The 26,705-nt window shown below is 49.0% G+C and carries 22 protein-coding genes; 13 read left to right on the forward strand and 9 right to left on the reverse strand.

What is annotated here, in order from left to right; all coding sequences use genetic code 11:
* Window positions 1-19: 19 nt before the first annotated feature.
* The 11 genes from mfd to CZ360_RS03920 all read left to right on the forward strand — a co-directional run bounded on the left by mfd (window position 20) and on the right by CZ360_RS03920 (window position 16,673).
* Window positions 20-3,478, forward strand: coding sequence for a transcription-repair coupling factor (gene mfd, locus CZ360_RS03865; protein WP_077532848.1), 3,459 nt, complete (start codon window positions 20-22; stop codon window positions 3,476-3,478).
* Window positions 3,479-3,594: 116 nt separating this feature from the next.
* Complete coding sequence (locus tag CZ360_RS03870) at window positions 3,595-4,674, forward strand: hypothetical protein (RefSeq protein ID WP_077532849.1); 1,080 nt, start codon at window positions 3,595-3,597, stop codon at window positions 4,672-4,674.
* Between the two features lie 438 nt (window positions 4,675-5,112).
* Window positions 5,113-6,996: a PfkB family carbohydrate kinase gene (locus tag CZ360_RS03880; RefSeq protein ID WP_077532851.1), complete on the forward strand. Its 1,884-nt coding sequence runs from the start codon at window positions 5,113-5,115 to the stop codon at window positions 6,994-6,996.
* 34 nt (window positions 6,997-7,030) lie between these two features.
* On the forward strand, window positions 7,031-8,008 hold the full coding sequence (locus tag CZ360_RS03885; protein ID WP_077532852.1) for a nucleoside hydrolase: 978 nt from the start codon (window positions 7,031-7,033) through the stop codon (window positions 8,006-8,008).
* A 195-nt stretch (window positions 8,009-8,203) separates the two neighbouring features.
* Complete coding sequence (locus CZ360_RS03890) at window positions 8,204-9,526, forward strand: ABC transporter substrate-binding protein (RefSeq protein WP_077532853.1); 1,323 nt, start codon at window positions 8,204-8,206, stop codon at window positions 9,524-9,526.
* A 257-nt stretch (window positions 9,527-9,783) separates the two neighbouring features.
* Window positions 9,784-10,527 (forward strand): carbohydrate ABC transporter permease, encoded by a 744-nt coding sequence (locus CZ360_RS03895; protein WP_229407978.1) that lies wholly within the window; start codon window positions 9,784-9,786, stop codon window positions 10,525-10,527.
* Between the two features lie 3 nt (window positions 10,528-10,530).
* Window positions 10,531-11,376 (forward strand): carbohydrate ABC transporter permease, encoded by an 846-nt coding sequence (locus tag CZ360_RS03900; protein WP_077532855.1) that lies wholly within the window; start codon window positions 10,531-10,533, stop codon window positions 11,374-11,376.
* Between the two features lie 33 nt (window positions 11,377-11,409).
* On the forward strand, window positions 11,410-12,339 hold the full coding sequence (rbsK, locus tag CZ360_RS03905; RefSeq protein WP_077532856.1) for a ribokinase: 930 nt from the start codon (window positions 11,410-11,412) through the stop codon (window positions 12,337-12,339).
* A gap of 71 nt (window positions 12,340-12,410) precedes the next feature.
* Window positions 12,411-13,298: a 2-hydroxy-3-oxopropionate reductase gene (gene garR / locus CZ360_RS03910; protein ID WP_143530139.1), complete on the forward strand. Its 888-nt coding sequence runs from the start codon at window positions 12,411-12,413 to the stop codon at window positions 13,296-13,298.
* Window positions 13,299-13,308: 10 nt separating this feature from the next.
* A complete protein-coding gene (locus CZ360_RS03915; RefSeq protein ID WP_077532858.1) occupies window positions 13,309-14,745 on the forward strand; it encodes a four-carbon acid sugar kinase family protein in 1,437 nt (478 codons plus the stop codon).
* Window positions 14,746-15,071: 326 nt separating this feature from the next.
* On the forward strand, window positions 15,072-16,673 hold the full coding sequence (locus tag CZ360_RS03920) for a xylulokinase (RefSeq protein ID WP_077532859.1): 1,602 nt from the start codon (window positions 15,072-15,074) through the stop codon (window positions 16,671-16,673).
* A gap of 53 nt (window positions 16,674-16,726) precedes the next feature.
* Here the strand turns inward: CZ360_RS03920 and CZ360_RS03925 are convergent, their stop codons facing one another.
* On the reverse strand, window positions 16,727-17,224 hold the full coding sequence (locus tag CZ360_RS03925; RefSeq protein ID WP_077532860.1) for a DsbA family oxidoreductase: 498 nt from the start codon (window positions 17,222-17,224) through the stop codon (window positions 16,727-16,729).
* A gap of 235 nt (window positions 17,225-17,459) precedes the next feature.
* On the opposite strand from CZ360_RS03925, the gene CZ360_RS03930 reads away from it, so the two are divergent.
* The gene (locus CZ360_RS03930) at window positions 17,460-18,302 is read left to right on the forward strand and encodes an aldo/keto reductase (RefSeq protein ID WP_077532861.1); all 843 of its coding nucleotides are present in this window, start codon (window positions 17,460-17,462) and stop codon (window positions 18,300-18,302) included.
* A gap of 18 nt (window positions 18,303-18,320) precedes the next feature.
* On the forward strand, window positions 18,321-19,439 hold the full coding sequence (locus CZ360_RS03935) for an aldo/keto reductase (RefSeq protein WP_077532862.1): 1,119 nt from the start codon (window positions 18,321-18,323) through the stop codon (window positions 19,437-19,439).
* Window positions 19,440-19,583: 144 nt separating this feature from the next.
* On the opposite strand, the gene CZ360_RS03940 is transcribed toward CZ360_RS03935, so the two are convergent.
* From CZ360_RS03940 to CZ360_RS14180, 8 genes are all read right to left on the reverse strand, one after another.
* Window positions 19,584-20,570, reverse strand: a complete 987-nt coding sequence (locus tag CZ360_RS03940; RefSeq protein WP_077532863.1) for an ROK family protein — start codon at window positions 20,568-20,570, stop codon at window positions 19,584-19,586.
* A gap of 31 nt (window positions 20,571-20,601) precedes the next feature.
* On the reverse strand, window positions 20,602-21,249 hold the full coding sequence (locus CZ360_RS03945; RefSeq protein ID WP_077532864.1) for a D-sedoheptulose-7-phosphate isomerase: 648 nt from the start codon (window positions 21,247-21,249) through the stop codon (window positions 20,602-20,604).
* A gap of 11 nt (window positions 21,250-21,260) precedes the next feature.
* Window positions 21,261-22,067, reverse strand: a complete 807-nt coding sequence (locus tag CZ360_RS03950) for an HAD family hydrolase (protein ID WP_077532865.1) — start codon at window positions 22,065-22,067, stop codon at window positions 21,261-21,263.
* Window positions 22,045-23,106: a bifunctional heptose 7-phosphate kinase/heptose 1-phosphate adenyltransferase gene (locus CZ360_RS03955; protein ID WP_077532866.1), complete on the reverse strand. Its 1,062-nt coding sequence runs from the start codon at window positions 23,104-23,106 to the stop codon at window positions 22,045-22,047. The genes CZ360_RS03950 and CZ360_RS03955 overlap by 23 nt, the downstream gene beginning before the upstream one ends.
* A gap of 6 nt (window positions 23,107-23,112) precedes the next feature.
* Window positions 23,113-24,105, reverse strand: a complete 993-nt coding sequence (locus CZ360_RS03960; RefSeq protein ID WP_077532867.1) for a GSU2086 family protein — start codon at window positions 24,103-24,105, stop codon at window positions 23,113-23,115.
* Between the two features lie 18 nt (window positions 24,106-24,123).
* Complete coding sequence (locus CZ360_RS03965; protein ID WP_159438100.1) at window positions 24,124-25,326, reverse strand: ROK family transcriptional regulator; 1,203 nt, start codon at window positions 25,324-25,326, stop codon at window positions 24,124-24,126.
* 311 nt (window positions 25,327-25,637) lie between these two features.
* Window positions 25,638-26,318: a spore cortex-lytic enzyme gene (sleB, locus tag CZ360_RS03970; protein ID WP_407656929.1), complete on the reverse strand. Its 681-nt coding sequence runs from the start codon at window positions 26,316-26,318 to the stop codon at window positions 25,638-25,640.
* Window positions 26,319-26,379: 61 nt separating this feature from the next.
* Window positions 26,380-26,705, reverse strand: a 326-nt coding sequence (locus CZ360_RS14180) for a hypothetical protein (RefSeq protein WP_205411100.1), incomplete at its 5' end; no start/stop codon positions are given.

Genomic DNA, 26,705 nt, shown 5'->3' on the forward strand with positions numbered 1-26,705 from the left:
TAGGAGGAGCCGAACACGAATGAAGCTATATCAGAGCGTCGCCAGGCAGCTGCCGCAGTTTGAGCAGTTGACCGGAGCGCTGACGGGACACCAGACTCCTGTTTTGATGGTGGGACTGTCGGAAATTCACAAGTCCCATTTTATTTACAGCGCAGCCATGGAACTAGAACAGCCGGTGCTGGTTGTGACCGACGATGAAGCGGCGGCGCGGAGAATGTGCGATGATATCAACGTTATGCACAATGGAGCGAAGCCGGCGGCCTTTCTCTATCCGGCACGGGATTTTACCTTCCGGCAGGTAGAGTCGGTCTCCAAAGAATATGAACAGATCCGGATTGGGGTATTGTCCCGTTTGCTTTCGGGGGAGTGCCCGATTTGTTTTGCCAGTGTTGAGGCACTGATGCAGCGCACCCTGCCGCCGGAGGAACTCAGGAGCAGAACCTTTGAAATCCATGGAGACGGGAGCTATAATCTGACGGAACTGGCCCAAAAGCTGGTGCGCGCAGGATACGCACGCCGCCCGCAGGTGGAGGGGATCGCACAGTTTGCCCTGCGCGGCGGAATTCTCGACCTGTTCCCGCCCGGAGAGGCTTTTCCGATCCGTGCAGAGTTCTGGGGCGACGAGATTGACACTCTCTCCTATTTTGACCTGGAAACCCAGCGCCGGACTGACCCTATTCAGACGATTACCGTTACACCGGCCTGCGAATGCCTGTTCGATTCCAGCGATGTGCTGATCGAACGGATTCAGCCGCTGCTCAAAAAGACAAAGGGTGCGTCTGCGGAAAAATTAAAGAAGGATATTGCTCGGCTCGAATCGGAAGCGGAGCTGCTGTCAGTCGATAAATACCTTCCTCTGGCCTATCAGAAGGAGGCGACGCTGCTTGACTACTGCGGGGACAGCCTCGTGTTTATTAGCGAGTATCTGTCCGTAAAGGAACGCGCCAAATCCTTTTCCTGGCAGATGGCGCAGGATTTGGAGACGCTGTTCGAGGACGGAGAGCTCTGCAAGGGACTCGATTCCTATCACCGGGAATTTCCGCTTTTGCTGGGCGAAATGAAGGAACACCCGTTGGCAGTACTGGACACCTTTGCGCGCGGCTCATCCGACCTGTCCTATCGCGGGATGATTTCGATCAATCCGATTCAGACCTCTAATTTCGGCGGGGAACTCAAAATTTTATATGAGGATATCTATCCGCTGATGGAGGCCGGGTATTGCGTTGCGATCTTAGCCGGGACAGAAAAGGCCGGTGTCAACTTGGCGAAAGACCTTCAGCAGATGGGAATTCCGGCGGAATTCAGCCGGGATTTAAAGTCGATTGTCTACCGGAAGGTAACGGTGCTGGCAGGGAACATCTCCTCCGGCTTTGAATATCCTGAGATCAAGTTTTCGCTGATCTCAACCAATCATGCGGCTGCTCCGGCAAAATCCCGCACCGGCCGGTTCAAGAAAGGAAAAACTATCCGCTCTCTGGACGATCTGTCCCAGGGGGATCTTGTTGTGCATATTTCGCATGGGATCGGGGTGTTTGACGGCATTCACAAGATCGACCTGCACGGGGTGATCAAGGATTATATCAAGATTAAGTATGCCGGGACAGATATTCTGTATGTGCCGGTGACCCAGCTTGATTTGGTGTCAAAGTATATCGGGCCGAAAGAGGACAACAAAATCAAGCTGAACAAGCTTCACAGCGGGGAATGGCAGAAAACCAAGGCGCGCGTCCGGAAAGCCTGCGCGGACATGGCGGATGAATTGATCGCCCTTTATGCCAAGCGGATGCAGACGCCGGGCTATGCTTTCCCGGAGGATACCGAGTGGCAGAAAGAGTTTGAAGAACGGTTTGAATATGAAGAAACAGACGACCAGCTCCGGTGTATAGCGGAAATCAAGGAGGATATGCAGCGCCCGCATCCGATGGACCGGCTGCTCTGCGGGGACGTTGGGTTCGGGAAGACGGAGGTTGCCCTGCGCGCTGCGTTCAAATGTGTGATGGCGGGCAAGCAGGCTGCCCTGCTCTGCCCTACTACAATCCTGGCCTGGCAGCATTACCAAACCCTTTTGCAGAGATTTGAGCATTATCCGGTTAGAATTGAGCTGCTCTCCCGGTTCCGCACCCCCAAGCAAATCCGGGAAACGGTCAAGAAGCTGAAAACCGGGGAGGTCGATATCGTCGTCGGGACGCACCGGGTGGTACAGAAGGACGTGGAATTTAAAGATCTGGGACTCGCGATTATCGATGAGGAGCAGCGGTTTGGCGTAGCGCATAAAGAACGGTTTAAGCAGATGTTTGCCTCTGTGGATATGCTGACCCTTTCCGCGACGCCGATCCCCCGTACACTCAATATGGCGATGAGCGGGATACGGGATATGTCTACTATTGAACAGGCTCCCCAGGACCGGCATCCGGTGCAGACCTATGTACTGGAGCACGACATCGGCATCCTTGCTGATGCAATTAAAAAAGAACTGCGCCGCGGCGGACAGGTGTATTATATCCACAACCGGGTGGAGAGTATTGACCTCTGCGCGGCAAAGATCGGGCAGCTAGTCCCCGAAGCAAAAATCGGGATTGCGCATGGAAAGATGAACGAGGCGGAGCTGTCCGACATCTGGCGGAAGCTGATGGAGCATCAGATTGATGTCCTGGTTTGTACGACCATCATTGAAACCGGCGTGGATGTCAAAAACTGCAACACCCTGATTATAGAGGACGCCGACTATATGGGACTCTCCCAGCTATACCAATTACGGGGAAGAGTTGGGCGTTCCAACCGGCGGGCATTCGCCTATTTTACCTTCCGGCGCGGGAAGGTGCTGAGTGAAATCGCTACCAAACGGCTGTCCGCAATCCGGGAATTCACCACCTTTGGTTCGGGCTTCCGCATTGCGCTGCGCGATTTGGAAATCCGGGGAGCAGGGAGCATCCTGGGCGGAAAGCAGCATGGGCATATGGAGGCGGTTGGATATGACATGTATGTGCGGCTGCTGAGTGAAGCGATCGCCCAGAAAAAGGGCGAAGCTCCGCAGATGAAATCGTACGAGTGTATGATCGACGTGCAGCTTAACGCGCACATTCCGGAGGATTATATTGAAAACCTGTCCCAGCGGATTGATGTTTATAAGAAGATTGCCTCTATTAAGACGGCGGAGGATAAGATGGACTTGATCGACGAGCTGATCGACCGGTTCGGGGATATCCCGCCGACGGTGGAAACCCTGCTTGAGGTCGCGCTTCTGCGAAACACGCTGGCAGCCTTTGGCTTCTCGGAAATCAATCAGAAGGCGCAGTCGCTTCAGCTTATCCCGGAGACTCTGAATCTCGAAATTGCACAGAAGCTGATGGCGGGAATCCGAGGAAGGGTTTTGGTAAACGCGTCCAGCCATCCCTATATTACCGTACGGCTCGGAAAATCACGGGATGTTGTTGAGACGCTCAGGGAGATTGCGTCGGCTTTGGCGGATGCCTCGTAAAAGAATTGTGAAACTGGCGGAAAGTGCTGGACTTTTGGCCGGTTTTCCTGTATAATAATAAATTGATTTACCGCAGTTTTTTGTGGAAATTTGAAGGAATAGAAAGGCAAATGAAAATGAAAATTATAAAAAAAATATCTGCAGTGCTCCTGACAGCCGCCATGTGCCTGTCCCTGGCTTCCTGCAGCGACACAAGCTATAGCGCAAAATCAGAAGGGGAAGCCATTCCGGCCGGGGTTTATATCCTTGCGCAGTACAACGCGCTGAGCGAGGCGATGAGCACCGAGGGATATGATAGTACCTTAAAGAATGTTTGGGACAATAAGCTGGATGGAAAATCATTGCAGACCTGGGTTAACGACCGCGCGGCAGAGATGCTCAAGCAGTATGCGGAAGTGGAAAAGGAATTTAAGGCGGAAGGCCTGGAACTGGATGAGGATACCCTCAAGTCAGTGGAAAGCCAGGTGGAGAGCTATTGGTCGGCCGGTGAGGAGCTATATGAAAATATCGGGATCAGCAAAGACTCCTATCTGCTGTATATGACCAATACTCAGAAATACTATGAGCTCTTTAACGCATATTACGGAACCGGCGGGAAAGAGGAGATTTCGGACGAAGCTTTAGAGGCGCACTACAAAGACAACTATGCGCAGTTTAAAATGATCAGCTTCAGCAAAACGGACAGCAGCGGCCAGGACTTGGATGCGGACGCGCTGGCTGCCCTGAAAAAGGAAGCGGACGAATATCTTGCAAAGGCAAAGGACGGGGAGGATTTTGACGCGCTGATTGCACAGCGTAAAAAGGAAACCTCTGCCGGCACAGAAAGCAGCGATGAAGAAGAGGAAGAGTCTGAACCCAACAACATGATGATGGTGAAAAAGGATGAAGCCAGCCTCTATGTCAGCTCCAAGCTGAGCACCGCGATCTTTGAGGACGCTAAGATCGGAGAGCCGATTCTGCTGTCGGATGATAACGCTTATTATGTTGTGCTTCGTTACAATGTAACTGATGATGCGGAAACCTACCAGCAGATCCGGCAGTCTGTCCTGTATGATCTGAAGGGTGACGATTACGACAGCGTATTGGAAAAGAACGCAGAAAATTTAAACTTTGAAATGAACGAGGCTGCGGTTAAAAAGTTCAGCCCGAAAAAGATTGTAAAGGAACAGGAAAAATTTTCGGAGAAGAACTCCTAATTGAAAATGATCCATAAAAAGCCAGACTGGTTTGCCAGTCTGGCTTTTTATTTTTAAAAAGAGCGAATTCTACGAAAACAACAAGGAAACAAAAAATGATGTAATCGACCCGTTTTTCGATGGCAGCAAACAAAAAAGAGATTGATATATACAAAAAGTATAAAAATATATTATATTGTATATATAAATTACAAAATAATGATAGGAAACAATTTAAGAAACATTATTTTCTAAAATTGGAGGATAGGAAAACGTGTTTCCTGGAATATTTTCGTTATAATGACGAAAAAACAAAAATTATTTTGGTTAAGTTTTCAGAAATGTCAAATATTTTGAAAATAATATACAAAAAGTTCTTGACAAATACGGGGATGTGTATATAATGCTAATGTCATAAGGATTTAAGAAACAGGTTTCCTGTGTAATGGAGGAAAAGAAGTGAATATCAGAGAAATTGCCCAGCTTGCAGAGGTTTCTGTTTCTACGGTCTCTAAGATTATCAACGGAAAAGACCAAAATATCAGCCAGCCGACAAAAGAGCGGGTTCTGAAAATTGTAAAGGAAAATAATTATGTGCCTTACTCTGATCTTCGCGGCGCATCACACCAGCAGTCATTGCTGGTTGGCGTGATGGTCAATGAAACGGCGGCACACGAGTCTCTTTTAAAGCCGGTTTTAAATACTGCAAAACGGTATGGATATAATACGATTGTCTGTACTTCATCGGACGCAAAGGAAGAAAAAAGAAACTTTGCCTCCCTGCTGGCTCATCATGTGGATGGGATCATCTGGGATCGCTGTGAGGAGACGGCGGGCGGCTTAACCGAGGAAGACCTGGTAAATCGGGAGATTCCGTTCTCGGTGATTGACAGCTACCATGCGCCGGCACTGTGGAACCATTATTTTGATTATAAAAAATTAGGCTATGCGGCGGCTCAGGCATTGATTGAAAACAGGCATCAGCGGATCGGATGCGCGCTGCGGACTGACGGGATCCTATCCAAACGGTTTTTAAGCGGGTATCAGCAATGCTTGTATGATAATAAAATTCCGTTTGACGCTACGCTTTGCCTGCCCTGTGACAAAAAGGAGGCGGTCGACGACCTCATCCTCCGGCATCCCAGCGGAATTATCTGCTATGACATTCAAATTGCAAAAATGATTTATCAGGCGGCGGCAAGAACCAACCTGAGAATCCCGCAGGATTTATCCCTGGTGGGAATTTCCGACAGCAAGGCTGATACGGGATTAATCCCCCGGCTTTCCGCAATCCACCTTCCTTTTGAGGAACTGGGTGAATTTGCCTGCAGCCGCGTCATTGAAAAAATAGAGAAGAAAAAGCTGCTGGATGTTAGTTTCTCAGCCAATTATCTTGTTGACAGCAACAGCAGCATTGATGTGCCGAACGGGCTGCGCAACAAGAAAATCGTAGTGGTAGGCGCAATCAATATGGATACGCTCGTCAATATGGGCTGCTATCCAAAGCCGGGCGAAACGATCCTTGCCAAAAGCCGGGTGATGATCCCGGGAGGAAAAGGGATCAACCAGGCGATTGGGGCTGCGAAGCTGGGTGCAGAGGTGCATTTAATCGGCAAGGTGGGAAAGGATTATGACGGAAGCGTCCTGTATGATTTCCTGAATGCCAATAATGTCAACGTCCAGGCGGTGGTAACTGATCCGAAGGTTTCTACCGGCCATGCGTATATTTATGTCAAAGATGACGGGGAAAGCGGAATCGTCATTTACGACGGTGCAAACCAGAACCTGCAGCCGGCTGATGTCGGCAGGAATGAAGCGGTGTTTGAAAACGCGAGCTTCTGCCTGCTGCAGACGGAAATCCAGATGGAAACAGTAGAGTATGCGGCAAAGGTTGCGAAGAAGCATGGCGCAAGGGTACTGCTAAAGCCGGCGGCAATTTCCAAAATTTCCGACACCCTGCTGGCAAATATCGATATCTTTATGCCCAACCGGAATGAAATGAGGAGTCTCTATCCGGGGCATGCGCCGTTGGAGCAGAAGGCGCAGTACTTTTTAGATCACGGAGCAAAGGACGTCATTGTTACCTTGGGACATCGGGGATGCTATTGGAGAAACGCGGAGAATTCCGAGTATTTTGCTGCGGCCGACTTCGATCCCGTTGACACAACGGGGGCGGCGGATGCGTTTGCCGCGACATTGGCAGTTTACCTGTCCCGGAATTATGATATGAGAACGGCGATCCGGTATGCGACCTATGCGGCTGGATTCTCGACCACCCGACAGGGCGTACCGCCATCCTTAGTTGATCAAAGTACATTAGAACTGTACTTGTCAGACATATGAAAGAAATCAAACCGAATCAAAGGAGGAAATGGCTATGGCGAATCAACAGGCAAAGAAGGACTGGAGTGAATTCACCAGTTCCCGCGTCATTGAAAAAGAAGTAATCGACAACGCGAAATTAGTCCGGCGTCTGGAAAAACCGACGGGAAAGGTTGATGTTGTTCTCGATACGGATACTTATAATGAAATCGATGACCAGTACGCGGTTTCGTATCTGATCAAGTCAGATGACAAGCTGACCCTGAAGGCGATGTATGCCGCGCCGTTCTACAACAACAAATCTACAGGCCCGGCCGATGGGATGGAGAAGAGCTTCAATGAAATCATGAATATCCTGACCCTGCTGGAACGGGAAGACCTGAAGGAACACGTTTATCGTGGTTCAACTGATTATCTGCCAAGCGAAACGGAACCGGTAATTTCAGACGCTGCAAAGGATCTTGCAGAACGTGCAATGCAGTATACCGAGGAAAATCCGCTTTACGTAATTGCAATCGGCGCCATCACAAACGTTGCTTCCGCACTGCTGATGAAGCCGGAAATTAAAGACAGAATTGTCCTGATCTGGCTGGGAGGGAACGCGCTTGACTGGCCGCATAACCGAGAGTTCAACCTCTACCAGGATGTTGCCGGCGCGAGAGTAGTTTTTGGCTGCGGCGTTCCGTTGGTACAGCTTCCGTGCATGGGCGTTGTTTCTGCTTTTACTACAAGCGGGCCGGAACTGGAATATCATCTCCGCGGCAAAAACAAGCTGTGTGATTATTTGATCGATGTGACAACGGCAGAGGCGCTGGAATGCTACGGCGGATCAACCTGGACTCGTCCGATTTGGGACGTTACTGCGGTTGCATGGCTTTTAGGCGACTTTATGGATGATCGTCTTGAGCACAGCCCGATTCCGGAATACGACGACCGCTACGCACTGGATCCGAACCGTCACCTTTACAAATATGTTTATCACATCCACCGTGATGATTTGTTTGCGGATCTGTTCGAAAAGCTGAAAAAATAGAGCTCAAAGCCGCCTTCTTTTGATGAATGGAAATTGATACTTTTTCATTCATCAAAATGGGCAGAAAAAAGCACCCAAAGTTGGGTGTCATTCAAGCAGTATTGACCTGCATGAAAAAGTATACATTTGTTTATAACAGCACACAGTGTGCTGGAATAATATTCGACAAATTCAAAAAAAGAAGGAGTAAACAGTATGAAAAAGTTTTTAGCTTTAACGTTGGTTGCTGCTCTGGCAGCTACTGCAGCAACAGGCTGCGGAAAATCTGACGGCAATAACGCAAGCGGCGCTGGCGGAGATTCCGGTGAAAAGGTAGAGCTCGTTTGGTTGTCACAGGGCGTTGGCGAGGATGCCTGGGAGGGCATCACCGCTCCAATCCTCGACAAGTATAACGAAAACGGGAAAGTCACTGTAAAAGGCGAATTTTATTCCTTTAACGACCTGTTTGACGTAATCGAAGTTAAAATCGCTTCCGGTTCCAAAGACTACGATGTAATCAGCGTTGACTCTCCGATGGTTGCCTCCTATGCAAACCGAGGAATGCTGGCTCCACTGGACGAATACTTCTCTGATGAAGAGAAAGCGGAATTTGCGGAAGCCGGTTTGGAAGCTGGCATCTGGGACGGCAAGCTTTACGCTCCGCCGGAAAACACCTCCACTCAGGTTCTGTGGTACAATACCGCGTTGCTGGAAGAAGCCGGCATCACTGTTCCGGAAAACGATACTACAAACCGTCTGACCTGGGAACAGGTTGCGGAAATGGCGACACAGGCAAAACAGAAATTAGACCCGGATGGGACACAGGGGATTTATGGTATTGAATGGCAGCAGGTAAGCCGTGTTTACCAGATGAATGCTCTGCCGAACAGCATGGGCGGCCTGAATATCGGCGAAGACGGCTTCACTGTTGAAGGCGTAATCAATGACGATGCTTGGGTAAAGGCCTGCACATGGTATCAGGACTTAGTAAATGCAAAGGTTGTTCCTCAGGGCATCACCGCTGACGAAACAGGCGACTATTTCTATTCTGGCAAGATTGTATTCTACCAGGGCGGAACCTGGACAGCCAACAACTGCGATGCAAAGGGTATGACCACTTATGCTTTCTGCCCGTCTCCGGCTTTTGAGGGGTATGAAGACAAGGTTGCTACAGCAACCGGTAGCTGGCAGTTTGGCGTAAACGCTGCTTCTACCCATATTGATGAATCCGCCGAGTTCGTAAAATGGTTTACCTTGGGCGAAGGCAATGATATGTGGCTCGAAGCAAACGGCGACGTTCCGTCCAGAATCGAAAAGCTGGATGAAATCATCAATGACCCAGACGCTCCTGGTTACCTGAAGATCGGCGCTGAAGAAGCAAAAACAACCGCTTTCCCGCGTGCTCTGACTCCTGGCTTCAACGAATATCAGACAATCCTCGGCAACGCTTGGGAAGATATCCGCAATGGTTCTGATGTAAAAACATCTCTGGACAGCGCTGCAAAACAGATCACAGATTCTATGGCACAGTATAAATAAGAATCAAAAATTTAGTATTGGTTTTTAAAGGCCTAAAGACCGAAGTCGAAAAGATGAGGCCGGCGGTCGATTGACCGCCGGCTTTTCTGCTTGAAAATATTTCTCAGAAAGTCATATGTGGAGAAAGTGGTGGAGAAATGGGAAACGTATTTACTAAGAATAAGTTTTTGCCTTATATCTTAATAGTTCCTGCATTTGTGTTAATCTGCGTTTTTAAATTGTATCCAATTGTGACGACCTTATTGGAAGGCTTTTTTGTGAAGGGCGAATTCACCCTTGATACATATAACACCGTTTTCCAGGATCCCGTATTTTGGAACTCGCTTTGGATTACAATTAAAATCAATATCGTTATGATCCCGCTTCAGATTGTCATCTCCTTTATTCTGGCGATGATGGTAAATCTGACAGTGCGTGGGATTGCAATTTTCCGTACAATTTTCTATCTGCCGTTTACCATTTCCTTAACGGTAGCGACCATTTTGTGGAACATGATGTTCAATGCGAACAACGGTATCCTGAACAGCTTTTTGAGCGTTTTTGGTATCCCGGCACAGAAATTTTTACTTTCCTCCTCTCAAGCGTTATGGTGTATCGTCATCATTGCAAGCTGGAAGGGCTGCGGCTACTGGATGATGTTTATCCTGGCCGGTTTGAAAAACATCGACACTTCGATTTATGAATCCGCGAAAATGGATGGCGCTGGGTTCTTTACGACTGTATTTAAAATCACCATTCCGTTAATCAAACGAGTCTTATTGTTCGTCTGTGTCGCGAATACGACCGCTAACGTTTTGCTGTTCGTTCCGATGCAGTTATTGACAAACGGCGGGCCGGAAGGCAGTACCAACGTACTGATGTACGAGGCCTACCAATCCGCATTCAGTTATGGCAACCGTTCCCGCTCTGCGGTCATGGTAACAGTGCTGCTGATCCTGATTATTCTGATTTGTTTGGTTCAATTTAAATTCCTGAACGAAAAAGAGGAAGGGAGGGCATAAACAATGTTAGGTAATTATAAAACATGGCAAAAAGTAATCATTTACATTGTTCTGGTTTTGATGACGATTGTAACGTTGTTCCCACTTCTTTGGGGTGTTGCCTGTTCATTAAGAACTGACCAGGAAATCTTTAAATATGCTCTGCCGTTTTCTTATCATACATTAGTACCGGTTGATTGGACCTTCCAGTCCTATATCGATTTGTTTGCAAGATTCCATTTTGAGAAACCATTTTTAAACACCATCATTATGATTATCATCTCGGTTCCGTTAGGATGTCTGGTGAACAGTATCGCGGCATTTTCTTTTGCAACCTTTAACTTTAGGGGAAAGGGAATCCTGTTCGGCCTGGTACTGATTTCCTTTATGATTCCGTTTGACGTTATCGCAATGCCGCTTTATAATATTGTTGACGGCTTTAACTGGGTTGACACCTGGCCTGGGCTGATTGCCCCGACCATTGCGAGCGGGCTGGTATTGTTCCTGTTTACACAGTTCTTCAAGGATATCCCGCCTAGCTTAATCGAAGCCGCCCGCGTTGACGGGGCTGGATGGCCGACCATCTTTGTCAAGATTATCCTGCCGTCCTCTATCCCGGTATTTGTTACCGCCGGTCTGATGATCTTCATGGATCAGTGGAACGCATATCTGTGGCCTCTGCTGGTGGCGAGATCCCAGGACATCAGACCCCTGCAGATTGCGCTGGCTTCCTTTAAGATGGAACGTTCAACCCTGTGGTCCTGTATGTATGCGGGAGCAATTTTCTCGGCAATCATTCCTCTCGGAATGTTCTTGCCGTTCCAGAGATTCTTTGTTCAGGGCATTACCAGCAGCGGTATTAAGGGATAGATTCTCATTAAAATAATGAAGTAGGTGTAAACAATGAAGAAGATTACCGTGATCGGGAGTTTGAACATGGATATGGTTATCGATGTAGACCATATGCCTGCTGTGGGAGAGACGCTGCTGGCGGGCCATGTTACATTGATCCCAGGCGGAAAAGGGGCGAACCAGGCATATACTGCCGGGAAGCTGGGTGCCGACGTCACGATTTTGGGCGCTGTTGGGAATGACACCTATGGCGACAGCCTCTGTGAAAGCCTGAAAAGCGCGGGAGTCCATACAGAGCACCTGTTGCGCCTTGACCATGTTTCAACTGGAAATGCGATTATTACCGTTAACAAAGAGGGGAATAATAGCATTATTGTCATTCAGGGCGCCAATAAATTGGTTGATTGCGGTTATATCGATCAGAAGATGGATATTATCCGTGAAAGCGATATCGTGATTTTTCAGTTGGAAATTCCCTTAGAGACAGTTGTTTATGCGGCGAAAAAGGCAAAGGAGCTGGGCAAGATGGTAATTCTTGACCCTGCGCCGGCCCAGCCGAATTTGCCGGATGAATTGATGCAGTGCGTGGATCTTGTGAAGCCAAACGAAACGGAGCTTGGCATTCTGCTTGGGCAGCCCGATGCAAAGGAACGGCTTTCCGAATCGGCTGACAGAATTCTCGCAAGAGGCGCTGAGAATGCGCTGGTGAGCCTTGGAGGGAGCGGCGCATATCTAAAAGGAGCCGATGGAAGCGAGCATCGCTTCTATACGCAGGACGTCGAGGTGGTTGATACAACTGCGGCTGGGGACAGCTTCACAGCAGCGGTTGCGGTAAGCCTGGCAAAGGGTGCGGATTTGGTTTCCGCAATCGAGTTTGCCGACAAGGTGGCAACCATTGTTGTAACGAAAAAAGGAGCGCAGTCCTCCATTCCGTCCATGCAGGAAGTAGAAGCGTATATTGCTGGCCTGGCAAATAAATAAATGTGATGAACGGAAGCTGCGATTTTTTGGCAGCTTCCGTTTTTTACCAAAAAAAGAAAAGGGGCGTAAGAATGGTTGGTTTTATTGGACTTGGAATAATGGGAAAGCCAATGGCGAAAAATCTGTTAAAAGCGGGTGTTTCATTGATGATTTATGATATTAATGAAGCCGTTGTAGCAGAACTGGAAAAAGCCGGAGCAAAACCAGGAAGCCTTCAGGCAATCGGAAGCAGTTGTAGTGTGATTTTTACAATTCTTCCGAACGGAGGGATTGTCCAGTCGGTTCTATTTGATGAAAACGGAGCCGCTTCCTCGATTAAGCCGGGTGCGGTAGTCTGCGATATGAGCTCGGTGACGCCGGGCGAATCGAAAGCCTGTTATCAAAGGCTGAAAGAGCTGGGCGTTGGATTTGTGGACGCACCGGTCAGCGGCGGGGAGCCGAAAGCGATTGACGGGACGCTTGCCTTTATGGCGGGCGGTGACCGGGAGACCTTTGACGCGCTGACGCCGTATTTCGAGATTATGGGAAGCTCGGCGCTCCTGGTTGGGCCGAGCGGCAGCGGAAGCGTGACCAAGCTCGCAAACCAGGTGATCGTAAATCTGACCATTGCAACTGTTTCCGAAGCCTTTGTACTAGCCGTCAAAGCGGGAGCAGACCCGGAAAAGGTTTATCAGGCGATTCGCGGCGGACTGGCCGGAAGCACTGTGCTGGACAGCAAGATCCCGATGATTCTGGATCGAAATTTTGTACCCGGCGGAAAAATTTCGATCAATCATAAGGATATCAAGAATGTCCTTGCCACAGCGCATGAGGTGGATGTGCCGGTACCCCTGAGCGCGCAGTTGTTTGAGATCATGCAGGCGCTGAAGGTTGGCGGTCATATGAATGACGACCATGGCGGAATTGTTCAGTATTTTGAACAGCTTGCAGATATTGAAGTGAAACGGAAAGACGGTTAGGAGGATGACGATGCACGAAACAAAGAAAATCAAAGCGACGGTACTGACCCAATATCCAACGCCGGACAATAACAAGCTGGATGAACTTCTGAAACAGGAAATAGCGGAGAACCAGCAAAAAATCATTGTATTGGACGACGATCCGACAGGGGTGCAGACTGTACATGACATCTCCGTCTATACAGGCTGGGATCCGGACAGCATCCGGGCCGGCTTTGCGGAAAAGAACAGACTCTTTTTTATTCTGACAAACTCCCGGGGATTTACCGCAGAACAGACCACAAAAGTGCACCGCGAAATTATCGCCAATATTGCGGCTGTTTCCAAAGAGACAGGAACCGACTATCTGGTGATGAGCCGGAGTGACTCTACTCTGCGCGGGCATTATCCCCTAGAGACGAGGCTTTTGAAAGAGGGAATGGAACAGGCAGGCGGCTGCCGCGTGGACGGGGAAATTATCTGCCCGTTTTTTAAAGAGGGCGGCCGGTTTACTATTGACAATGTCCACTACGTGAAGTATGGGGAAGAGCTGGTTCCGGCGGGAGAGACTGAGTTTGCAAAGGACAAAACCTTCGGTTACCGTTCTTCTGATCTGCGGGATTATGTAGAAGAGAAAAGCGGCGGGGAATTCAAGGCGGATTCTGTCACCTGCATTGCCCTGGAAAGCCTGCGGGCGCAGGACTTTGACGGAATCACAGCTCAGCTTATGGGTGTAAGCGGATTTAACAAGATTATTGTAAACGCCATTGATTCCTGTGATGTAAAGGCGTTCTGTATTGCATTGTACCGCGCCATAAAGCAGGGAAAGCACTTCCTGTTCCGAACAGCCGCGGCATTGGTCAAGGAGATAGGCGGTGTAACCGACCGTCCCTTACTGACCCACGATGAACTGATCCATCCTGGAAATAAAAACGGCGGAATCATTGTAGTCGGTTCTCATACGCAGAAAACCACCAAGCAATTGGAAGCCTTGCTGACACTGCCTGGGCTCAAGGAAATCCCGTTTGATTCTGATTTGGTATTGCAGGGGGATGAGACGCTTAAGGCAGAGGTTGACCGCACGGCAGCACAGATGGATGAAGCAATTCAAGCAGGGCAGAGTGCAGTGGTATATACTAAACGGACACTGCTGACAGTAGAAAATGATACCAAGGAAAAGGCGCTGGTACGCTCAGTGAAAATATCGGACGCAGTACAGTCGCTGGTTGGTAAGCTGAAGGAAACGCCGGGCTTTATTGTTGCAAAGGGCGGAATTACTTCAAGCGATATTGGCACGAAAGCGCTGGGAGTTAAGTGTGCGAATGTACTTGGGCAGATCAGGCCGGGGATACCGGTTTGGCAGACGGATGCAGGGAGCAAGTTCCCGCGGATTCCGTATGTAATTTTTCCGGGAAATGTCGGTGAAATCGATACTCTCAAGGAAGCGGTGCAGATTCTGTTAAAATAAGCTGACGACCATTTGATGATATATTCCTTTTATGGCATAAGACGGGGCCTGGCTGGGCTCCGTCTTATGCTGTTCCGGCCGCTTATCAGGCGAGGCCCGAAAGAGCGCGGTGATTTCATAGATCGGATGAATGCAATAAGAATCGGTATAAAATTTAGCTAGTATGTATCTTGTGGTTTGAGGAAAAGTGTGGTATAATATTCACCATTAAGTTGTATGTACAAGTGGCCGGTGCCAGTTGGATGTCAAATTATGCAAATAGCGTTTTGGGGTATTTTTATCACTGGCAATCCGGCAATCAAAATGAAAAAGCAGGTGAATAACGTATGGAGAAGCAGAATATTGCGGCGGCTATTCGAAACGGTGAGGTTTACCTTGGGATTGAAATGGGCTCTACTCGGATTAAGGCGGTTCTAATTGGGCCAGATCATTCTCCGATTGCCTCTGGAGCGTTTGACTGGGAGAACCGGTTTGAAAACGGCGTATGGACTTATCATCTGGAGGATGTCTGGACGGGAATCCGGGCAGCTTATCGTGGGATGGCTGAGGATGTAAAGGGGAAATACGGGGAAGAATTAACCCGCCTCGGCGCACTTGGAATTTCTGCCATGATGCATGGCTATCTTCCGTTTGACGCGCAGGGGAAGCAAATCGCTTCCTTCCGCACCTGGCGGAATACCACAACGGAGCAGGCCGCGGTAAAGCTGACGGAGCTATTCCAATTTAATATCCCGCTCCGGTGGAGCATTGCGCATCTTTACCAGGCGATTCTAAACGGAGAAGAGCATGTCAAGGATATTTCCTACCTGACAACGCTTGCCGGATATGTGCACTGGGCTCTGACCGGGGAAAAGGTCATGGGTGTCGGGGAGGCTTCCGGCATGTTCCCGATCGACAGCAATGCCGGAACCTTCGATGCAGGAATGACGGCGCAGTTTGATGAGATTTTGAGGGAGAAGGGTTTTTCCTTTACCCTGTCGGACATTATGCCCCGCGTTCTGACGGCAGGGGAGGCTGCTGGACAGCTGACAGAGGAAGGGGCAAGACGTCTTGATCCTACCGGCGCTTTGCAGGCGGGCGTACCGCTTTGTCCGCCGGAAGGCGACGCCGGTACCGGCATGGTGGCGACCAACAGTGTGGCGCCTCGGACGGGAAATGTTTCTGCCGGAACCTCTGTCTTTGCGATGGTAGTGCTGGAGAAGGCGCTCAGCAGAGTTTATCCTGAAATTGACATGGTGACCACACCGGCCGGAGCGCCGGTTGCTATGGCGCACTGCAATACCTGTACCTCGGATTTGGACGCCTGGGTGCGCGTATTCGGGGAAATGGCAAAGGAAGCGGGCGCAGAGCTTTCCAAGCCGGCGTTATATGATCTGTTGTACTATAAAGCGCTGGAGGGTGACGCCGACTGCGGTGGTGTACTCACCTATAACTATTATTCAGGGGAACCGATTACCGGCGTAACCGAAGGACGGCCAATGGTGGTACGGATGCCGGATGCGAAGCTTACTCTCGCGAACTTTATGCGTGCTCAGCTTTACGCTACGATGGCCACCCTCAAGATAGGAATGGATATCCTATTTGACCAGGAAAATGTCAAGCTGGATCAGCTTCTCGGCCATGGCGGGCTGTTTAAAACGCCCGGTGTCGGGCAGCGCTTTATGGCGGCGGCAATCGGGGTTCCGGTTGCAGTGATGGAAACTGCGGGCGAGGGCGGCCCATGGGGGATGGCGCTGCTTGCGGCATTTCAGGCAAAGAAACAGGAAGGGGAAACGCTGGAGACTTATCTTGCAAACCATGTCTTTGCACAGGCAAAGGGCAGCAGCGTTGAACCGGATGAAAAGGATCAGAAGGGCTTTTCTGATTATCTGGTGCGCTATAAGGCTGGTCTGGCGGCGCAGCAGGCGGCGGTTGATGTGTTAAAATGACCATATAAAAGGAAGGAGCGCAGACATTTGTCTGCGCTCCTTCCTTTTATAATTTATAATGACGCCAGAAACTGTTCCAGCTTGTGCGGCGGGACAAGCACGCCGTCACGGGAGCCGATCTGATAGGGGCCGGAACGGTAGCTTGGTACCGCTGAAAAACCATATTCTTCCCAGGCGGCCCGGTTGCCTTCCTCAACCTTCTGCGCATAACGGTTTTCCATAAGTGCGGCATGGAAACCGGAACCGTCAGAGCAGCACTCGGCGGCAAGCTGCTCTAATACGCTGAGGTCAGAAATATTTCTTCCCTGATCGAAATGGGCGGCATAAACAAGTGCATGGTATTTCCATAAGTCTCCCTGCCGCTCCTGTACATAATACATGCCCTGGATGGCCAGATCGCTGTGGATTCGCGCTGGTTCTGGTCTTGGATGAGCTTCGCAGGGACGCCAGATGATGGCAAGCTTCGGATATTTGGGAAGCAGCTTTAGCAGATTTTTATGGCCCTGATAACAATAAGGGCATACATAGTCAAAGAATACTTCTAATTGCATAGTCTGTCTCCTTTCTGTAAATGCTTTTAAGCTTATTATAGCCACAGCATTCGAAAAAATCAATTAGAGCTACAGAGGGAAAGCTTTGTAATCTGATGCATAAATTATCCATAACTGAATCCATTTACGGGACAGTCTATAGCTTGCTACAATGAAATAAAGACAAGGACAATTGTATCTGTTCCTTATCATTAAGGATAGGGAGAAAATAAAATTATTGTAGGAGGCGTAGAGCTTGAGCAATTTAACCATCGATTCGACAATCATGTTAAACAACCGTGTCAGGATACCGCTGATCGGGTTTGGCTGTGCGGAGATTACTCCCTGGGCGTCGGAACAGGAAAGAATTATCCGAACAGCAATCGACGCAGGGTACCGCCTATTGGACACAGCAATCGCATACGAAACAGAACATGGCGTAGGAAATGCGTGGAGAAACAGTGGAATTGACCGAGAGAAATTTTTTATTGCGACGAAGGTGCCGCCCGGAACAATTCGGGGCGGCAGAAAAGAGATTGTCCGTAGTTTTGAACAGTCTCTGCGCAATTTACGGACTGATTATGTAGACCTTTATTTAATTCACTGGCCGCCGCAGGGAAAAATTCAGGAGGCGTGGGAAATCCTGGAATATTTATACTACTCGGGACGAACCCGCGCGATTGGAATTTCCAATCTAAACCGCCGCCATTGGCTGGAGGTAATGGCGACCTGCGAGGTGATGCCTCATGTGCAGCAGGATGAATTCCATCCATATCGCATGAACGAATACAACCGGATTTTCTGTGAACAGCATAACATTCACTTTGAAGCGTTTTCGCCTGTGGCGCGGGGCCTTTTGCGTGAAAATCCCATCCTAAAGCAGTTGGCTGAGAAATACAACAAAAATACCTTCCAAATTATTCTGCGCTGGGATCTCCAGCATGGTGTCACGGCAATTCCGCGCTCCTCTAACCCAAAACATATTGCAGACAATATTGATCTTTATGATTTTGAACTGACGGAGGAAGAAGTCGCCATGATCGATTCTCTTAATAAGGAAGGGCAAATAAATCGGGACATCGACAATTTTAATTTCTAATGTGAGGTGAATAGTTTGATGAACAAGCTAACATTTGAATCGGCCATTGCGCTTCGGGATGGGAACACCATGCCGGTGATCGGCTATAGCTCTACAGAACATTCTTATAATCACGTAACGCAGACCGAAATTTTTTTGGATGCAATTGAACTGGGCTACCGATATTTTGACCTGAGCTATGACGACGATTGCCTGATTCCTTTGAGAAGGGCGATCGACCGCAGTGGGATCAGCCGGGAAGAGTTTTTTATAGCCTGCCGGTTTGGGGATACCCAAAACCGTAATGTCCCAGGAGCGGGTACGACCAATGAGCTTTTGGAACAATTTGGCGGGACTCTGGATCTTGTTTCCCTTGCGTGGCCATATTATTATTCTGCCAGCAGCGCATGGTCCGGCCCGCCCGACTATTCGAAAAGCGATAACGGCTATCCGATTAGCATGCAGAACCTGTATCAGGATGTCGTTCGCGAAATCGGAGTATGCAATTTTGATGTGAAGCATCTGGAAATGCTAAAGGAGCATAAAGCGTTTGAGATGCTGCCGATGGTCGATCAGAATCAGTTTCATCCTTTATATACCTGCGAGGAGCTGCGCCGGTACTGCAGGGACAATGGAATTGTTTTTGTAAAGGGCTTTGAAAAAAACGACGCCGTCATGGTAAAAAAGCCGCTTTATGAAACTGACGTATCAATGAATGGGGAATTATTTGAGCTTTCTGAGCGTGAGCGCCGAGCAAATGAGATGAATTTACAGAGATACAATATGTCAATTGCAAAGGTATTCACAGAAGAAGGATCACCGTTGGCTGATGATGCATGGCGCAGCTTAAGGCGGGAGGTGGTCGAATATAATCCATATGACCATACCTGTAATCCAAGGGAGGAAAAGGACTTTTATGACCACTGTGTTCCAATTCGCCGGATAGGGGAGAAGTACGGCAAAACCAATCGTCAGATTATTGACCGATGGGCACTGCAGCATGGCGCTGTGATTTTGGTCAAGGGGATTTGGCGGAAAGACATGGAAACAGGCAAGGATTTGTTTGATTTTGAGCTGACGCCAGATGAAATGAAACGGATTGATAGCTTTAATATGGATAAGCGCTTTGGCTATCATCCGGATTATATCGATTTCTGATTTCAGCAAAGAAGCCGGAACTTTATACGCTGGGAGCGGCACTTCCCATAATAGAGAAAGACAGATCGTATCGTACGGTCTGTCTTTTTTCTGTATTCTCTATGGCAAAAAACAACTATGTGCCGCCGGGCGGGAGAGGTTAAATCATATTTCTAACGCAACTGACAAAGCGGCAAAATCTCCGATCCGGTCGCCGAGCAAGGCAGGGACGATTTTACAGCAATTGCGGGATATGGGCAGCGCTTCCTGGTGGAAGGAAGCCATCATACTGTCCTGCAACAGGTGAGAACTCCGTTCGTAAATACTGCCGATGACAATGATTTCGGGATTCAAAATATCGGTCAGAATAGAAATACCCCTGCCAAGATAGTGTCCGCAGAGACGATAAATTTCTTTTGCCAATTCATCTCCGCGGTCTGCGGCAATCGCAACATCTTTGGCACTGAGCTGATTTAAGGCGGAGAGATCCGGGCAGAAGCTTGGTTTATCGCCCATCTGAAGCCTCTCCAGCACCTTGAAGCCTGCAAGCTGGGCGATGCCGCCGCCGCTGCAGAATCCTTCAAAGGAGACTGCCTTGCCAAACCCAACCGGCCCCTGGTTTTCCAACCGAATGTGCCCTACCTCGCCGGCCATATCATTGGTTCCGGTATAGAGCCTTCCATCTAAAATGAGTCCCGCTCCAAGCCCTGTTCCGAAGGTGAGAAAGATGATATTCTTGTATCCCCGCGCTGCTCCAAACCGCCATTCTGCTAAAGCGCAGGCATTGGCATCGTTTTGGATCAATACAGGAACGTGAAATTGATCCTCTAAAATTTTTGCCAGAGGAATATTATCCCATCCAAACAAATTTGGCGGATTCATGATTATACCGCGTACATGATCCAAGGGGCCGCCGCAGCTAACTCCGATTGCATGGATTTCGTCCGGGCGGATCGAATGCGCCTTGAGCAGGCCGCGCAGAGAGGCGCAGAGATTGCCGATAATGTAGTCCGGGCCCATTTCTGCCTTGGTAGGGAAGCGATCCTTATCCAGGATGGGATCGTCGGGCAATGATTCAGCTTCTCTGGTTCTTCCGAGAACGACCGAGCATTTGGTTCCTCCGATGTCGATTCCAATGGAGTACGGTTTCATGGGATTTTCCGCCTTTCTGATTGTATTTTCATTATCCAAAGAATTGCTGCTCCAGCGCAGCGCAGAGCGCGTGATAAACCGGGAGATGAAGCTCTTGAACCCGGTAAGTTTCCTCTTCGGGAACGCGGATCACGACAGAGCAAAGCTGGTTCATTTTTCCGCCGGATTTGCCGGTCATTCCCAGTGTACAAATTCCCATAGCGCTAGCCGTCTGAAGCGCTGCACAGACATTTGCAGAGCTGCCCGAGGTGGAAATTCCCCAAAGGACATCTCCGGGACTTGCCAGCCCATAAACCTGCTGCGCAAAAACAAGCTTTGGATCAACGTCATTGGAAAATGCTGTGCTCAAAGCCAAATGGCCTGTCAGCGCAACGCATGGAAGCGCTCCCTGCAGCCGTTCGGCAAGGCGGGTGCCTTCTGTTCCCTGCTGGAGCAGCCTGTTTTTCAGTTCTGGTGAAATCGGCCGTGGCAGCCGAAAGCTTTTCATCAGCTCTCCGACAATATGTTCACAGTCTGCAGCGCTTCCGCCGTTTCCGCATAAAAGCAGCTTGTTTCCGGCGTGAAAGGCTTGAGAGAGCATGCTGAAGGCTTCTAGAATAGAGTCCCGGCAATCCTGAAGCATAGGATAACGGAAGATCAGGTCTTCCAAAGTCTGTATGGCCCTTTGCTTTGCTTTCATTTTATTCCCTCCTAATATCCTAAAAACTTCAACAGCTTTTCCGGTTGAGAAAAATCTCCTGTGATGATATCCGCACCTGCTTGAATCAGCTTGGCCCGTTTTAATTCATTGACGCCATGGCGCCGCTTTTCATCGCTTGCCAGCCCGATTGTCCTTGCGCCGGCCTCTTTTCCTAAACGGATTTCCACCTTGCCGTCTCCGATCACGGCAAGCCGGCTCCCGTTCCCATCAGATGCTGTTTTACGAAGCAGCATCTGAATCACTTTTTCCTTTGAACAGCTTTTTTCGCGGTGAGGCGCGCCATGAATTTCGGAAACATACTGATCGAGGCCCAGTACCTTTACTTCTTTTTTAACGTCGACATCATCAGTGCCGCTCGCGATATAGATCTTGACGCCCTTCCGATGCAGTTCGGCTAAAAAAGCCTTGCTCCCGGCGATCTGATAGCTTTCCGGCAGGCAGGCGCCGCTTTCAAGACGGGCGATCCGCTGCTGTACTTGCTCCAGGAGACGTTGGTTATAAAGGTCTTTATACCACCAGGCGTCGTGAGGCTCCTTTGATTCTCCAGCCTCTTTCACCTGTTCCGCCAGCCATTCCATTTGGAAAATAGTTTGAATTCCGATGGATTCTGAGATATAATCCTGCACCTTTCTGACCAGCCCGGCGGAAGGAGGCGTCTCGGGTGAGATCATTTCCAGCATAAGGGGCTCCATAATTGTTTCCCATCCTTCACGCAATGTGGAGATGGTGCCGTCAAAATCCAGAACCACTGCGGTTACCGGAACAGAGGGATAGTTACCTGTCTTGATCCATTCCATCTTTTTTCTCCTGTCTGATATCGTACTGATTAAGAAGTTCGCTTGCCGTCGCCGTTCCGGTGGTGCCAATTTTTTGGATGGTTACGCAGGCTGTCAGATTGGCGATCTCAACAGCCTCTTCCCCGGTAGCGCCGGAAGCAATGGCGCAGCAGAATCCTGCTAAAAAGGAGTCGCCTGCGCCCACAAAATCAACCGGCCCGGACACCGGCGCTGCCGGAATCAGAGAAACGGTTTTTTCCTGAATCCAGGCCGCGCCGCGGTCGCCCAATGTAAGGACTGCATTCTGGCAGGTATGCTCTCTCAGCTGTTTTGCAATTTGCGGCAGATGCTGTTCCAGATCGTCCGATGATGCAGGGGCGCGGGTGATTTGGCCGCATTCCACCTCATTGGGCTTGATGATTGCGTGGCGGTAAAGTCCGATTCGCTCCCGGCTGTCAACGACGACCGGCATGCTCCGTGCGATGGCGCAAAGGGCGTCTCGGATACGTGGGGTGATACATCCAAATTCCAATTGATCTGATACGGCAAGGACATCGCTGCTGTCGGCGGCTGCGTGAAGCCGTTCCAGGAAACGATCCTCATCCATACGGCACAGGGGCGCATAGTTTGAAAAGTCCAAGCGGGGATCCTCATAGACCACATCTGAGATTCCGTGCCGGAGAGGCTTGCAGTAAGCGGGGGTAACCCGTTTCGCAGATTGGAGCACATCCGCGTAAGAAATTTCCTGCTGCTCCATGAAATCCCGGAAAATTCTTTCCCGCCAGTCTGTTCCAACGCAGGTTACAAAGGACAGGCGGGACACACCGAGACTTTTGATATTTGCCGCAACGTTTCCTCCTCCCCCAAGCGAAAACCGCTCTTGGAGGATGGGGAGGGGGTAGTGGGGTGTTTCACGGGAAAGAACGCTTTTGGTCATATCGGCTTCCCAATAGATATCAACGCACCCGTCCCCTACTACGCCGACGCGGACGGATGGGAATCGATTTAAAATTTCCTGCAGCCTAGTCCGACTGACCGGCTGATAAGGCGTTATTTTCATATTACGTCACTCCTGCTCTGTTAATGGAAAATTCTGTGCTGACAGCAGAGAATATAATGTGGGTATAGTCTGAAGATGGTTTCCCTGGACATAAAGCCCGGTTCCTCCCATACTGACCGGCCGGTTGATGATGTTTTTTCGGGGACGGTAATAATAATGGAAATGCTCTGCAGAGACATCGGAGTGGTAATCGCCTAAGGGAATCATATCAAAATTAGCGGTAGTAAACCGTTTCGCGCCGTATCCCTGATTACGGACGATGGAGAGAGCTTTTAAAAACACCTCCGGCCCGGTAACAGACGAACCGATATTCATATGCACCCCGCCTTCAAGCTCTTTGAGACTGTTTGCAAAGACGGCGAAGTCAACACCGCTGCACGCGCCGAGTGCGGCAAAATCCGCCGCCGGATGCTGATGGATGATATCCGTTCCGATGGTAATGTGAAAGGTTGCCGGAATTCCCAGACGGTAGGCCTGATAGAAAACGCAGCTCTCCCGATAGGGGAAGCGCTCCGGATGCCGGTCAACATATTTAGCCAGTGCTTCGCCGTAGCCGAGGCCATCGGCATAGCCCTCTCGGATTGCCTCGTTCATCCATCCGCCGGTTTGCTTCCACATGCCAAACGATCCGTCCTCAATAGCGGTGGGAACATGCTCAGAGGTTCCGCCCAGATAGGCAAGCTCAAAGTCATGGATGCTGCCAGCTCCATTTGAGGCGAGATGGGTAACAAGACCGTTCTGAAGCATAGCGATCAAATAACGGGACAGGCCGCATTTTATGACATGAGCTCCATAAAAGAGGATTACGGGACGGCCGTTCTTTCTGGCTTCCAATATGGCTGAAGCGAGACGACGAAGTTCTTTACTGTCAAAGGGTTTGATCGGATCTTCCGGATTAGCCAGGTTGTCAATCCGTACCAGATTGTGGCGATCCCAAACGTCAAACGTTTCTGTTTTGCTAAGATCCAGCTTTTCGGGGTGAAATAAATGATGTTGCATTTTTCTAGCTCCTTTTCCTTATAAGATCATATTCCCTTGAAAAATCTGTATAGATGCAGCAGCAATCGCGCCCTTGGCAGAGATATCTTTCCCAAACTCAGATTGCCGAACCCGAATATGCCGGTATTTGGAAGAAAGGATTCCCCGGTTAATATATTTTTCCAGGAGAGTTTCCAATGTATTGCCGTTAGAATACGTATCATACTCTATGACAATCAGATTGATGTCCAAGAGGTTGACCAGATTAATTAGTGCAGTGGAAACGTGGCGGCAGTATTCATCCACAATAATGAGTCCCAAAGGATCGTTCTGATCGGCATAGGCAATAAAATCCGCAAAGCTGACAGACGCCTTTTGCATGAAAGGATGATCGGGGAAGATGGTTCGGCAGGCTTCCAGCTTATGGCGCATCGCTTCAACGCTGGCATACTGTTCCAGACATCCCCGATTTCCGCAGGTGCAAAGCGGCCCGTCCTCACGAATAGACATGTGACCGATTTCTCCTTCCTGGCCGATACAGCCGGAATATACCTTCCCGTCCAGCACGAGTCCAGCTCCAAGCCCCTGGAAGGTAGAAAGAAAAACGAAGTTTTTTTCACATATCTGCGTTCCATAAAGCTTTTCCGCCAATACGGAAGCGCTGGTATCATGCAGAAAATAGACAGGGACATTGGCTAACTTTCGCATTCGATTCACAATTGGATAGCTGCACGCGCGGTCAAAAAAATTAGGAGGATTGAGAATGGCGCCTGTCACTGTGTCAATTGGCCCCACGCAGGAGATCCCAACGCCGGCAATCCGGCTTGAACAGCGCCGGGACAGGATCAGAAACGCAGAGGATAATTTTTCAAACATCTGCTCAGGGTCAATAAGCCCCTCATATTCATAAGCGAGACTGTCCAAAACGATTCCCTGCAGGTTCCCGATCACAACCTGCAGCCTATGTCGTTTAATCAGGATACCGCAGATGACCGGAGCGTCTTTCGAAATTTTCAGAAGAACAGGCTTGCGTCCGGTATGAACACGCTTGCTCTCCGGAGAGGCCTCGCATAGAATCCCTTGGGCAAGCAATTCTCCCGCTACGTTCGTAATGGTAGTTTTTGTCAAGGACGTTTGGCGAGCCAAATCTACACGGCTGATGCCGTTCCCTCGCGCAATACATTCCAGCACAAGCCCTCGGTTTAAAATCCGAATATCTTTATTGCTCGTTCCTGTTTCCATAGCTAACTCCATATCAAATATTGATTATAAAAGAAAAATGTTCTCTATTAATCATTTTATTTTACTAAAAAGATAAAAACAATAGATATAATATACAAATAATTACAATTCTATTTTGCGACATATCAAAAATAGAAGAAATATTGATAAAATATAATTATTAATATCTCAGCAAAGGGAAGCTTTTGAACGATGGAAATAGCAATTTGCAGCGGGCATTGGGAAATATCCTTGAAAAGGGATTATATGAAAGAAGCAGAACCGTTATAACGGTTCTGCTTCTTTCATGCATATTTGATATACGTGCGCTGTCAGGAACAAAAAAGATGCTTGCCGATCCTTTTGATTACCGGACGGGAACGAATCCATTTGTTGCTGGTTTTATCCGGATTATAATAGTAGATCGCTCCGCCGCTAGGATCCCAGCCGTTTAGGGCATCTCTGGCGGCAGAATAGGCAGAATCAGCAATCGCTTCATTAAACTGTCCGTCTGTTATGGCTGTGAAGGCGCCTGGCTGGTAAATAACGCCGGAAAGAGTATCCGGAAAGGACGGGTGCTCTACGCGGTTTAAAACCACCGCGCCGACCGCCACCTGGCCGGTATAGCTTTCTCCTCTTGCTTCGGCGGAAATAATCCGGGCCAAAAGGTTTACGTTTGACTCGGAAGCGCTCGGAACTGTGCCAATTGAAATCCCCAGCTTCTTAAGCGTTTGGGGGCCGGCGATTCCGTCAGCAGAGAGTCCTTGCTGCTTTTGGAATTTGATAACAGCTTCTTTTGTCTGGCTGCCGTAAATACCGTCGACATTCCCTTTATATAGTCCGCGGCTTTTTAATTCCTTTTGGATTTCCGTCACCTCACTTCCTCGTGAGCCCATACTGGAAAGGGCGTTTACCTGATAAATATCCTGATTCAGATAAACTAGGAAAGAAACACAGAGAACAACCGAGACTAATAGGATCAAGATACGAAGCGCGCTGATTTTTTTTAACACCCAAAACCCATCCTTTTCTAATTTAGAATCTTTGCTTATATTTTTTATTAGAAACTTGAAATTATTCCATTTCTCCAATTTTTTTCTTATTTTGTAAAAATAAAACAAAATAGAACGAGAATAAAGGGAAAATAGAGACAAAAGGGAAAACTGATTTGTTTTGCTTGACAAAAGTAGAGAGGATATGATAATATAACAAAGCTGTCGCACGGAGTGCTGCTGAGAAAAAGGAAAAAAATCCTTGACAAAGGAGCAGGAAGTGTGATATAATAGCGAAGCACCGCAGCGAGAGGGAGGAAAGGAATCCCGGCCAAGGAAAAAAAGTTCTTGACAAAAGCGATGAGGTGTGATAGAATAAACAAGTTGCCGCTCGAGAGGGCGGGGACG

This window comes from Massiliimalia massiliensis (genome assembly GCF_900155615.1).
Lineage (GTDB): Bacteria > Bacillota > Clostridia > Oscillospirales > Ruminococcaceae > Massiliimalia > Massiliimalia massiliensis.